11 protein-coding genes are annotated in these 12,045 nt (G+C 51.6%); 6 read left to right on the top strand and 5 right to left on the bottom strand.

What is annotated here, in order from left to right; translation table 11 throughout:
- Positions 1–26: 26 nt before the first annotated feature.
- The gene (gene seqA, locus A936_RS07180; protein ID WP_008456114.1) at positions 27–575 is read right to left on the bottom strand and encodes a replication initiation negative regulator SeqA; all 549 of its coding nucleotides are present in this window, start codon (positions 573–575) and stop codon (positions 27–29) included.
- Between the two features lie 174 nt (positions 576–749).
- Between seqA and ybfF the strand changes: the two genes are divergently transcribed.
- The 4 genes from ybfF (at position 750) to fur (ending at position 3,373) form a co-directional block, all read left to right on the top strand.
- Positions 750–1,517: an esterase gene (ybfF, locus tag A936_RS07175; RefSeq protein ID WP_008456112.1), complete on the top strand. Its 768-nt coding sequence runs from the start codon at positions 750–752 to the stop codon at positions 1,515–1,517.
- Between the two features lie 141 nt (positions 1,518–1,658).
- Entirely contained in the window at positions 1,659–1,937 is a 279-nt protein-coding gene (gene ybfE, locus A936_RS07170) for a LexA regulated protein (RefSeq protein WP_008456110.1), read from the top strand.
- 179 nt (positions 1,938–2,116) lie between these two features.
- On the top strand, positions 2,117–2,647 hold the full coding sequence (gene fldA / locus A936_RS07165; protein ID WP_008456108.1) for a flavodoxin FldA: 531 nt from the start codon (positions 2,117–2,119) through the stop codon (positions 2,645–2,647).
- 279 nt (positions 2,648–2,926) lie between these two features.
- Positions 2,927–3,373, top strand: coding sequence for a ferric iron uptake transcriptional regulator (gene fur, locus A936_RS07160; protein ID WP_008456106.1), 447 nt, complete (start codon positions 2,927–2,929; stop codon positions 3,371–3,373).
- Between the two features lie 94 nt (positions 3,374–3,467).
- Here the strand turns inward: fur and A936_RS07155 are convergent, their stop codons facing one another.
- From A936_RS07155 to nagE, 4 genes are all read right to left on the bottom strand, one after another.
- The gene (locus tag A936_RS07155; RefSeq protein WP_008456104.1) at positions 3,468–3,794 is read right to left on the bottom strand and encodes a ChiQ/YbfN family lipoprotein; all 327 of its coding nucleotides are present in this window, start codon (positions 3,792–3,794) and stop codon (positions 3,468–3,470) included.
- A 47-nt stretch (positions 3,795–3,841) separates the two neighbouring features.
- Positions 3,842–5,248: a chitoporin ChiP gene (gene chiP / locus A936_RS07150; protein WP_008456102.1), complete on the bottom strand. Its 1,407-nt coding sequence runs from the start codon at positions 5,246–5,248 to the stop codon at positions 3,842–3,844.
- 464 nt (positions 5,249–5,712) lie between these two features.
- Complete coding sequence (glnS, locus tag A936_RS07145) at positions 5,713–7,380, bottom strand: glutamine--tRNA ligase (protein ID WP_008456100.1); 1,668 nt, start codon at positions 7,378–7,380, stop codon at positions 5,713–5,715.
- A 177-nt stretch (positions 7,381–7,557) separates the two neighbouring features.
- A complete protein-coding gene (nagE, locus tag A936_RS07140) occupies positions 7,558–9,582 on the bottom strand; it encodes an N-acetylglucosamine-specific PTS transporter subunit IIBC (protein ID WP_008456098.1) in 2,025 nt (674 codons plus the stop codon).
- A 334-nt stretch (positions 9,583–9,916) separates the two neighbouring features.
- On the opposite strand from nagE, the gene nagB reads away from it, so the two are divergent.
- Positions 9,917–10,717 (top strand): glucosamine-6-phosphate deaminase, encoded by an 801-nt coding sequence (gene nagB / locus A936_RS07135; RefSeq protein ID WP_008456097.1) that lies wholly within the window; start codon positions 9,917–9,919, stop codon positions 10,715–10,717.
- A 175-nt stretch (positions 10,718–10,892) separates the two neighbouring features.
- Positions 10,893–12,041 (top strand): N-acetylglucosamine-6-phosphate deacetylase, encoded by a 1,149-nt coding sequence (gene nagA, locus A936_RS07130; protein ID WP_008456095.1) that lies wholly within the window; start codon positions 10,893–10,895, stop codon positions 12,039–12,041.
- The last annotated feature ends 4 nt before the right edge of the window (positions 12,042–12,045 follow it).

Genomic DNA, 12,045 nt, shown 5'->3' with positions numbered 1-12,045 from the left:
GGCTCTTCCTTACTGACGCCAGGTTTTTAAATAGTGCCGCAAACCTTTTCAATCAGCTCCGCAGGGAACTGCATTGACTGCATGATGTGTTCGATCATGCTGCATTTACGACCAGTATTCGTATTGGTGATCACCCAGTATGGGGTGCCCGGAACATGTTTCGGCTTGGTTTGATTGCCGTTTGCCAGCAGAGTTTGCTCATCGCCAGCAAAATAGACGCGGGTGCGACCATGCAGCGATTCAGTGGCTTCGCCAAAGGTTTTTGCATCCAGCATATACAGCGTGGACAGCACCATCATAAAGCGGTTTACGGCTTTATTCTGGGCAGCGTACTCGTCGGAAAGCAGCAGCTCACGAACGGCACGCACGCGATTACGAGCGGTGTTCGCAGGTTTTTCTTCAACAACGGGAGCCGCAGCGCGCTCAGGCGCAGCGGGCGTAGAAGTGGCTGCTGGTGTTTGCCCGGCGGTAAATTTAAGCATACGCCGTAAAATGTCTGACGCGCTCTCGCCGATGTGTTTAGTCTGGCTGGCAATATAGCGGTAAAGCTCGTCATCAACTTCGATTGTTTTCATCTTAATCCAGTGCGATATCTTTTCTGAATACAAGTCGTTGGGATTATAGGGTCAAATCCCAACAGCGAACAGGAGAGGCGACTCAAAGTCAGAGTAAACTGAATATTTGCCGCACGCCCGCGAGAATGCCAACATGATACCCTAACCAAACGAACCAAAATAAAGAACTTTGCCATGAAATTAAATGCTCGCCTGCAAACTGCGCAACAATTGAATAGCAATTCCCCTATCGTACTGATCCACGGCCTGTTCGGCAGCCTGGATAACCTGGGTGTCCTGGCACGTGATCTGGGTAAAGATCATGCGTTGCTGCAGATCGATCTGCGCAATCACGGGCTGTCACCGCGCAGTGATGATATGAGCTATGCCGCAATGGCCGGGGACGTTCTGGACACGCTGGACGAATACGGCATCGAGAAGGCCACATTTATTGGCCATTCCATGGGCGGCAAAGTGGTGATGGCGCTTACCGCAATAGCCCCTCAGCGTATTGATAAGCTTGTGATGATAGATATTGTGCCGGTTAACTATCAGGTTCGCCGTCACGACGAAATTTTCGCGGCTATTCGCGCGGTCACCGAAGCGGGCGTAAAAACTCGCCAGCAGGCGGCGCAAATCATGCGCGACCACGTAGCTGAGGAAGGCGTCATTCAGTTTCTGCTGAAATCCTTTGCTGACGGCGAGTGGAAGTTCAACGTGCCCGTGCTTTGGCAGCAATACGAAACTATCGTTGGCTGGCGGCCTGTTCCGGCCTGGCCATATCCTGCACTATTTATTCGCGGCGGGAATTCTCCATATGTTGATGAAAGCCACCGCGAGGCGCTGCTAAGTCAGTTCCCACAGGCCCGTGCTCACGTCATCGCTGGAGCGGGTCATTGGGTTCATGCGGAAAAACCGGATGCCGTTCTACGGGCGATCCACCGATTTATCGACGCAGAGTAGAAAAACTGATTAAAAACAGACCGACCGGGCAGCTGAAGTCGCTAACGCGTTGGCGCGAATGGCGCGCTGATGTATGATGGCGCGCTTAATTGCACCGGCACCCTGCCCCTGCAGCCAGAATTTCCTGTCAGTATTCTAATCATGGCAAAAGAACAAACGGACCGTACTACATTAGATCTGTTCGCGGACGAGCGTCGCCCCGGGCGGCCGAAAACTAATCCGCTCTCGCGCGATGAGCAATTGCGTATCAATAAGCGCAATCAGCTGAAGCGCGATAAAGTGCGTGGTTTGAAGCGGGTTGAGCTAAAACTGAACAACGAGGCGGTCGATGCCCTCAACCAGCTGGCTGACGCCCGTAACATCAGCCGCAGCGAACTGATCGAAGAGATGCTGCTCGAGCAGCTTAAAAATCTCGGGTAACGCCTTCAGCCACCCTGCGGGTTATCTGAAATCTCAAAAGGGTGAGCAAAACCATGTTGCAGACTGTGCACCCGGGCGTGATAGCTGTTTCCGCTGCTGGAGCTGTTCTGCTATGATTGCCCTATACGTGGGCATTGAACGGCCAGCATACTATTAAGTTTCAAGAGGTTATTTTACTCATGGCAATCGTAGGCATTTTTTTCGGCAGCGACACCGGTAACACCGAAAATATCGCGAAAATGATTCAAAAACAGCTCGGTAAAGACGTTGCTGAGGTGCATGACATTGCTAAAAGCAGCAAAGAAGATCTCGAAGGTTTCGACATTCTCTTGCTCGGCATCCCGACCTGGTACTACGGCGAAGCCCAGTGCGACTGGGATGACTTCTTCCCTACGCTTGAAGAAGTCGATTTCAACGGTAAACTGGTGGCGCTGTTCGGCTGCGGCGACCAGGAAGACTACGCGGAATATTTCTGTGATGCGCTGGGCACCATTCGCGACATTATCGAACCGCGCGGCGCGGCGATTGTGGGCCACTGGCCAACCGCGGGCTACCACTTTGAAGCCTCCAAAGGCCTGGCGGATGACGACAATTTTGTCGGCCTGGCCATCGATGAAGATCGCCAGCCGGAACTGACCGCTGAGCGCGTTGAGAAGTGGGTTAAACAGGTTTCTGAAGAACTGAATCTGTCGGATATCATTAACGCCTGATTTCTCTGGCGCAAATACAGCATTTGCGCCATCTTGATAGATTGTAGCAATGAAAATAATTGCTACAAGTTTGTAACTTTCTCGTACATCCCTGTACAATGTCTTCCTGATAGCTTGGCTGATAATTACTGTAAATGGCGACGCCGCCACGATTTTTCAGCCTTATTTTGCACCATACTTGCGGTTCCCATTTAGAAGTAGCAGTTCTATAATGAGACGCATTACTCTTTACGCTCACTGCAGTTTGAGCGAATCGTTAAGCAACAGGACACTTTCCGCATGACTGACAACAATACCGCATTAAAGAAGGCCGGCTTGAAAGTCACGCTTCCGCGATTAAAAATCCTCGAAGTGCTGCAAGAGCCGGTAAATCATCACGTCAGCGCGGAAGACTTATATAAACGTCTGATCGACATGGGCGAAGAAATCGGCCTGGCGACCGTCTATCGCGTGCTGAACCAGTTTGATGATGCAGGGATCGTGACCCGCCATAATTTTGAAGGCGGCAAGTCCGTTTTTGAGTTGACCCAGCAGCATCACCACGACCACCTGATCTGCCTCGACTGCGGTAAAGTGATCGAGTTCAGCGATGATTCTATTGAATCCCGCCAGCGTGAAATTGCCACTCGCCACGGCATCCGCCTGACTAACCACAGCCTCTATCTGTACGGACACTGTGCTGAAGGTGACTGCCGCGAAGACGACACGGCCCACGATCCTAAATAAGTAATCCGCATTAACAAACGCTGCTTCGGTGGCGTTTAAAAGCAAAAACCGGCAGGTTTCCCTTGCCGGTTTTTTTATTGACTGAAAAAGGCTATCAGCTGTTATTGGCGCGAATCTCCTGCCAAATCTTATCGCAGCGTACCTTCGCGGCTTCATCATTGCCGCTCTTTCTTGCCTGGATACATTTCTGGTAATCCAGCACGTTCACCGTCTCTTTCTCAACAAACGCTTTATGCTGTTTTTCCTGGCGCAGTACGTTCAGCACGCTCTGGCAGGCTTCAATTTTATCCGGATTGCCTTCCGCCGTATTGATACAGGCGCTATAGGCCTGCTTCAGGCGTGAATCTTCCGGAGGTGCAGGAGGTTGAACGCAGGCAGACAGCGTGAATACAGCGGCGGTAATCAGCAGAATCTTTTTCATGTTCGGTTCCTTATAAAAAAACGGGCGCTTGCGCGCCCGGTTTCACATCAGAAGATGGTGAACGGAGCAATCACGATGAATTTCACGTCACGCTCATCCTGGAAGATGTTGCCGTACCCACCGCCCCAGCTTGGGATGTCGGAGTGGTTGTCGTACTGAGTGAAGTGCAGTTTGAACAGCGTGCCTTTCGCACGGCCTTCCTGCACGGTATACATGGCGTCGAGGCTGTAAGAAGACTCTTTGATCTTGTTGGAAGCGAGATCCTGGCGGTTACCGGAAGCATCAAGCGCCCATGTAGATGGTTTTGCGTCCCATGCATAAACGTAAGAAGCACCGACTGCCCAACCCGGCAGGTTCCAGTTGCTCAGGTCATACATTGCACCGAAGAACACGGCTTTTTCACCGTTGGCGTTGAAGTCAGAGCGGTTATCCCACCACACATCCAGACGACCGTTGGAAGACGCGTAGGTTGGCGTCATACGCTGCAGGAAGTAACCCTGCTGGCCTTCTGCCTTCACCATGGTCCCTTCCAGACGCAGGTCGACCTGGCCAATTTTATAGCCAAATGTCAGCGCCTGGAGCCATGCGGTGCCATCGTAGATATCATTGATGGTGTTGTTCGCGGCTTTATCACGGGTGCCGTAGAACTGGTAGCTGGTGCTCAGCGGGCTGCCTGCAACGTCGAATTTGTAGCTGGCTTTAGCAAAGTACTGATCAACAAAGCCCTGAGCCTGACCGAATGCGGCTTCCAGAATCAGATCGTTTTTGAAGTCATACTTCGCGCCGATGGAGTGCAGATAGTCAACTTTGGTCTTTTTATCGTTCTGGTAGAACTTGTCGGTTTCAAGGTGCCATGGCGCCTTGTACTCGTTAGTCCACATGTAGGAGAAGCTCAGCGCACCGGCATCACCGTAGTCAAATGCAGCTCCCGCTTCAGCCCCCTGATAAGTACCAGGCATGAAGCTCCAGTGTGGTGCTAACAGCGTTTGACCGGTTGGCTGAATGTAACCTGCGCGAGCCCAAACCGGGCCGTATTTGAATTTGGCCGCCGCTTTATAAAGGCTGATGCCACCTTTATCGCCGGAGTAGTCTTCGTCGTAGGTTTTATTTTTAGAGGAGAATGCGATTTCGTTCGGGTGACCGCTGGCGCTGTCTTCGGCCATTTCAATGGCGGTGAAAGCGGCAATATCAAAACCAAACATATCGGCCGCATAGCCAGACTGGAAGTCGAGGTTGGCGTTCCAGGTTGAGTGCGACAGGTTAGTTTTGTACTTACCGTCGGACACGTCTTTACGGTCACGTTCACGCTGCCAGTAATAGATGCCGCCAGTCAGCGTGGAGTCATCAACAAAGCCCGCGGCGCTAGCCTGCGGAGCCACGACAAAACCTGAAAGAGCGGTAACGCTTGCAATAGCAAGAGCAAGCGCACTACGTTTGCCACTAAACGTACGCATAGTTAAATTCCTCTTTGACGTAAAAATCATCGTCTGACGTGAAAAGCGCCAATGACGAAAAAAAGTAAAATTGCCTGACGGCTAAAAGCGGTTTTTGCCTAACACACCCGCATTACTGCTGCTCATAGACTATTTTTCGCGACGCGAATTATCAATGACTTTGTATCAGAGATTTCCTGGAGTATGACAGAGAGCACATAATCTATGTGCATTTGTAACAAAATTGCGCAGCAGATTATTAACCCTGATTACGATTGATTTTAAGAATAAAACTTCATTGAGAGCGCTTTCATTATAAGCATCAGGAGATTACGGGGAAGGCATGACTTCCTGTGAGGAAATTTTCACAGAAATGTGAATGAGAATTAATTCGCATCGCGAATGTGTATATAAGGTTAATGACTGGTAATCAAAAAGAAAAAACGCCGCATTTAGCGGCGTTTTCATCAGGCAATAAACGGCAATTATTCGCCGATTTTAGCCCAGGTATCACGCAGGCCAACTGTGCGGTTAAACACCAGTTTTTCCGCCGTCGCATAGCGGCTGTCCAGGCAGAAGTAACCTTCACGCTCGAACTGATATGCCTTACTTTTTTCCGCGTTCTGCAGACTAGGCTCAGCGAAGCCCTGGCGAATGACCAGGGAATCCGCATTAATGGTAGACAGGAAGTCTTCCGCAGCCCCTGGATTCGCGACGCTAAACAAGCGGTCGTACAGACGAATTTCAACCGGCAGCGCGTGTGCCGCGCTCACCCAATGAATAACACCCTTCACCTTGCGACCGTCCGCCGGATCCTTGCTCAGGGTTTCCGGATCATAGGTGCAGTAAAGTTCGGTGATATTACCTTCTGCGTCTTTTTCTACGCGTTCGGCTTTGATCACATAGGCATTACGCAGGCGAACTTCTTTACCCAGCACCAGGCGCTTGTACTGCTTGTTTGCTTCTTCGCGGAAGTCAGCGCGATCGATATAGATCTCGCGGCTGAACGGCACTTCACGGCTACCCATTTCAGGTTTGTTAGGATGATTCGGCATGGTAACCGTCTCTTCTTCACCTTCAGGGTAGTTAGTGATAATAACTTTTACCGGATCCAGCACGGCCATTGCACGCGGCGCATTCTCGTTAAGATCGTCACGGATGCAGGATTCCAGAGAAGCCATTTCAACGGTGTTGTCCTGCTTGGTTACGCCAATGCGCTTACAGAACTCGCGAATGGATGCTGCGGTATAGCCGCGGCGACGCAGGCCGGAGATAGTCGGCATACGCGGGTCGTCCCAGCCTTCTACAATCTTCTCGGTCACCAGCAGGTTCAGCTTACGCTTGGACATAATGGCGTATTCGAGATTCAGGCGAGAAAATTCGTACTGACGCGGGTGAGCAGGAATGGTGATGTTATCCAGCACCCAATCATACAGACGGCGGTTGTCCTGGAACTCCAGGGTACACAGCGAGTGCGTAATGCCTTCCAGCGCATCGGAAATACAGTGGGTGAAGTCGTACATCGGGTAGATGCACCACTTGTTGCCGGTCTGGTGGTGATCGGCAAATTTAATGCGGTACAGCACCGGGTCGCGCATAACGATGAACGGCGAGGCCATATCGATTTTGGCACGCAGGCAGGCGGTACCCTCGGCAAACTCACCGTTGCGCATTTTCTCGAACAGCGCGAGGTTTTCCTCAACGCTACGATCGCGGAACGGGCTATTTTTACCGGGCGCAGTCAGAGAGCCACGGTATTCACGAATTTGTTCCGGACTCAGCTCATCAACATACGCCAGTCCTTTATTTATCAGCTCAACGGCATAATTAAAAAGCTGGTCAAAATAGTCAGACGAATAACGCACGCTGCCGGACCAGTGGAAGCCCAGCCATTCAACGTCGTGCTTGATGGACTCTACGTATTCGATGTCTTCTTTTACCGGGTTTGTGTCATCGAAGCGCAGGTTGCATTGCCCCTGGTAATCCTGGGCGATGCCAAAGTTCAGGCAAATAGACTTGGCGTGACCAATATGCAGATAGCCATTTGGCTCAGGCGGAAAACGGGTGCAAATACTGGTGTGCTTCCCGTTCGCCAGGTCTTCATCAATAATCTGACGAATAAAGTTAGTTGGGCGGGCTTCAGCCTCACTCATCGCGGGTTCCTCAAAGCGTGTACCTTAGTTAACGGCGTATGATCTAATAAGCGGCCTCGGGAAACAACCTTTAGTTGCATAAATTAGGGTTATCCATGTCGGCTAACGGCACGCAATAAAAAAGCGGCTGACGATTTACGTCAGCCGCTTAAGGCACAAATGCTTACTCAGGAGCGATTATTTGCCTTTAATCTCATACAGTGGCGTTTGGCCTGCAACCACCTGACCTTTAGCCTGGATAACCAGACCGCTGAAGTCGTCGATGTTGCTGCAAACTACCGGGCTAATCATGGAGCGTGCGTTAGCGTTCAGGAAATCGAGATCCATTTCCAGAATCGGCTGGCCGGCAACCACTTCGGCCCCTTCTTCCACCAGACGCGTGAAGCCTTTGCCACCCAGAGCAACGGTATCGATGCCCATGTGAACCACAATCTCTGCACCTTTTTCTGTTTCAAGGCAGAACGCGTGGTTGGTGTTGAAGATTTTCACGATGGTCCCGGCGGCAGGAGAAACCACGGTTTTGTCCGTTGGCTTAACGGCTACGCCATCACCGACTGCTTTGCTGGCGAAAGCTTCGTCAGGCACCTGATCCAGCTCAACCACGTCGCCAGTGACTGGAGAAACCAAAGCGGCAATAGTTGTGCTGGTCGCGTTTGGAACAGCCTGTGGTTTAGCCGCAGGAGCCGGTGCCGCAGCAGCAACAGGCGCCGCTGCTTCTACAGTGCCAGCTGTTTTCATTGCGTTAGCAATTTTTTCTGCAGCAAAGCCAACGATGATTTGCACGCTGGTTTTGTTCAGGCGAATAACGCCTGTCGCACCGAGACGCTTAGCCAGCGCTTCGTTAACAACGGAAGAGTCTTTCACGCTCAGGCGCAGACGAGTGATACAGGCATCAATACCGGTCAGGTTTGCAGAGCCACCTACCGCAGAGATGTACTGACGAGCCAGACCAGAAACGTCCTGGTTTGCGTCACCGCTCACGTTCACGTCCTGACCATCAGCTTCGTCACCGGCTACAGCCAGTTCACGGCCTGGCGTCAGCAGGTTGAATTTGGTGATAGTGAAACGGAACACCACGTAGTAAAGAACGAAGAACACCAGACCCTGAGGGATCAGCATCCACCAGTGGGTTGCCAGCGGGTTACGGGAAGAAAGCACCATATCCACCAGGCCCGCGGAGAAGCCAAAGCCCGCAATCCAGTGCATGCTTGCTGCGATAAATACGGAGATACCGGTCAGCACTGCGTGAATCACGTACAGTACCGGTGCAACGAACATGAAGGAGAACTCCAGCGGTTCGGTGATACCGGTGAAGAACGCAGCGAAAGCAGCGGCCATCATGATACCGGCAACTTTTGCTTTGTTTTCAGGACGTGCACAGTGGTAGATGGCCAGCGCTGCACCCGGCAGACCGAACATCATGATTGGGAAGAAGCCCGCCTGGTAGCGACCGGTGATACCGACAACCGCTTTACCTGCTTCGATGGACTGAGCGCCACCCAGGAAGTTAGGGATGTCGTTAATCCCTGCCACGTCAAACCAGAACACGGAGTTCAGAGCGTGGTGCAGGCCAACCGGGATCAGCAGACGGTTGAAGAAGGCGTAGATACCTGCGCCCGCAGAACCCAGCTTCTGAATGTGCTCCCCGAAGTTCACCAGACCGTCGAAGATCATCGGCCAGACGTACATCATGATGAAGGCAACAACAATCATCAGGAATGAGGTGAGGATAGGAACCAAACGGCGACCGCTGAAGAACGAAAGCGCTTTCGGCAGCTCAACGCCGCTGAAGCGATTGTACAATTCCGCAGAGATAATACCGACCAGAATACCTACGAACTGGTTTTCAATTTTACCAAATGCCGCCGGAACCTGATCCACCGGAATTTTCTGGATCATAGCAACCGCTGCCGGTGAGCAGAGGGTGGTCAGAACCAGGAAGCCAACAAAGCCGGTCAGTGCCGCGGCACCGTCTTTGTCTTTGGACATACCGTAAGCGACGCCGATGGCGAACAACACGGACATGTGATCGATAATGGCGGAACCGGATTTAATGAAGAGCGCGGCTAACGCGTTGTCTCCACCCCAACTAACTGGGTCAATCCAGTAACCAACCCCCATTAATATTGCTGCTGCTGGCAGTGTAGCCACCGGCACCATAAGTGCCCGGCCCACGCGCTGTAGATAACCTAGAATACTCACTTTATTCCCCCTATGAGACCCCGTTAAGGCTCGCTCAAGCAGTGTTTTTATTGTCTTACTTACATTGAATACACGGCGACGATTCACATCACACGGTGAAGTGTGAAAAAAATTAATTCGTACCGCAAATTAAACGCACCTTTTTTGTGATATTTATCACCAAATATCGCTTCAACCCTCCCCCTTCACTGGCTATCTCCGAAAACTTATTTTATGATTCAAAAAATCAAGGCGGATTGATCCCTGTCGGTTCAGTATAAAAGTGGTTTACCCTTATGCTTATCGAGATCGATTCAGCTAACCCTATTTTTACTCTTAAACTACGAGGTGAATGATGAGACTGATTCCCCTGGCTACCCCGGCACAAGTCGGCAAATGGGCAGCTCGCCATATTGTAAATCGCATCAATGCATTCAAACCGACCGCGGACCGTCCTTTTGTTCTGGGTCTGCCAACCGGCGGCACGCCGCTGGAGGCTTACAAAGCTCTGGTTGAGATGCATAAAGCAGGCCAGGTTAGCTTTAAGAACGTCGTTACCTTCAACATGGATGAATACGTCGGCCTGCCGAAAGAACACCCGGAAAGTTATTATACTTTCATGCACCGCAACTTCTTTGATCACGTTGATATCCCTGCAGAAAATATCAACCTGCTGAACGGCAATGCGGAAGACGTTGATGCAGAGTGCCGCCGCTACGAAGAGAAAATTCGCTCCTACGGTAAAATTCACCTGTTCATGGGCGGCGTGGGTAACGACGGTCATATCGCGTTCAACGAACCAGCGTCTTCTCTGGCTTCCCGCACCCGTATTAAAACCCTGACCCATGACACACGCGTGGCAAACTCCCGCTTCTTCGGCGGCGACGTGACTCAGGTACCTAAATACGCGCTGACCGTTGGCGTAGGCACCCTGCTGGATGCAGAAGAAGTGATGATCCTGGTGCTGGGTGGCGTCAAAGCGCTGGCGCTGCAGGCGGCCGTGGAAGGCAACGTTAACCATATGTGGACTATCACCTGCCTGCAGCTGCATCCGAAGGCGGTGATCGTGTGTGACGAGCCGTCCACCATGGAGCTGAAGGTGAAAACGTTGAAATATTTCAACGAGCTGGAAGCAGAAAACATTAAAGGCCTTTAAGGCCTGGTCGGCCACTGATGCGTCTCAAACGGCAACCGCTGAGGGCGTCAGTAGCTCTGGAAAATCAATGCATTGGTTTTCTAAAGTCAGTCATAAAGAGGAAGGTGTTTCGGCTTTTCCTCTTTATTAGCGATCTTACAGTCTTAAAGCACGACGTTATTACCGGGGGTAGGATATGTATGCATTAATCCACGGTCGGATTTATACCGGCCACGAAATTTTGGATGACCAGGCGGTAGTTATTGCCGATGGCCTGATTGAGCGCGTTTGCCCTGTTGATGCACTGCCAGCAGGTATCGAAACGCGCGATGTGGGCGGTGCCGTCATTGCCCCCGGTTTTATTGATGTACAGCTGAACGGCTGCGGCGGCGTGCAGTTTAACGACACCGCAGAAGCCGTTTCCGTTGAAACGCTGGAAATCATGCAGAAAGCAAACGAACGCTCAGGCTGCACCAGCTACCTGCCAACGCTTATCACCACCAGCGACGAGCTGATGATGCAGGGCGTGAAAGTCATGCGCGACTATCTGGCGAAATACAGCCATCAGGCGCTGGGCTTGCACCTTGAAGGGCCGTGGCTCAACATCGTGAAAAAAGGGACGCACAACCCAGGCTTCGTCCGCAAGCCGGATGCGAAGCTGGTTGATTTCCTCTGCCAGAATGCCGATGTGATCACCAAAATCACCCTCGCACCTGAAATGGTTGAGCCAGAAGTCATTCAGAAACTGGTTGCTGCAGGCATCATCGTTTCTGCGGGTCATTCCAATGCAACGATTAAAGAAGCCAAAATTGGCTTCCGCGCAGGGATCACCTTCGCAACCCACCTTTTCAACGCGATGCCTTATATTACCGGCCGTGAACCTGGCCTTGCGGGCGCAATTTTTGATGAAGCCGACGTTTACTGTGGCATCATTGCTGACGGTTTACATGTGGATTATGCGAACATCCGCACCGCAAAACGCGTGAAGGGCGATAAACTGTGCCTGGTTACCGACGCAACCGCGCCGGCAGGTGCCAACATCGATCAGTTCATTTTTGCTGGCAAAACAATATACTACCGTGACGGTCTGTGTGTAGATGAGAACGGTACGCTGAGTGGGTCTGCATTGACCATGATTCAAGGCGTTCGCAATTTGGTGGAGCACGCGGCCATCGCACTGGATGAAGTTCTGCGAATGGCAACCCTCTACCCAGCTCGCGCCATGGGCGTGGATAAACACCTGGGCGCAATCGAAGCCGGTAAAGTGGCCAACCTCACCGTGTTTAACCGCGACTATAAAATTATCAAGACCATCGTTAATGGTAACGAGGTCGTAACTGAGTAAATAG

The organism is Enterobacter sp. Ag1 (assembly GCA_000277545.1).
In the GTDB taxonomy this organism is placed as follows: Bacteria; Pseudomonadota; Gammaproteobacteria; order Enterobacterales; family Enterobacteriaceae; genus Cedecea.
The sequence above is the reverse complement of the archived record's forward strand: the minus strand, read 5'-3'. Positions and strand labels throughout refer to the sequence as shown.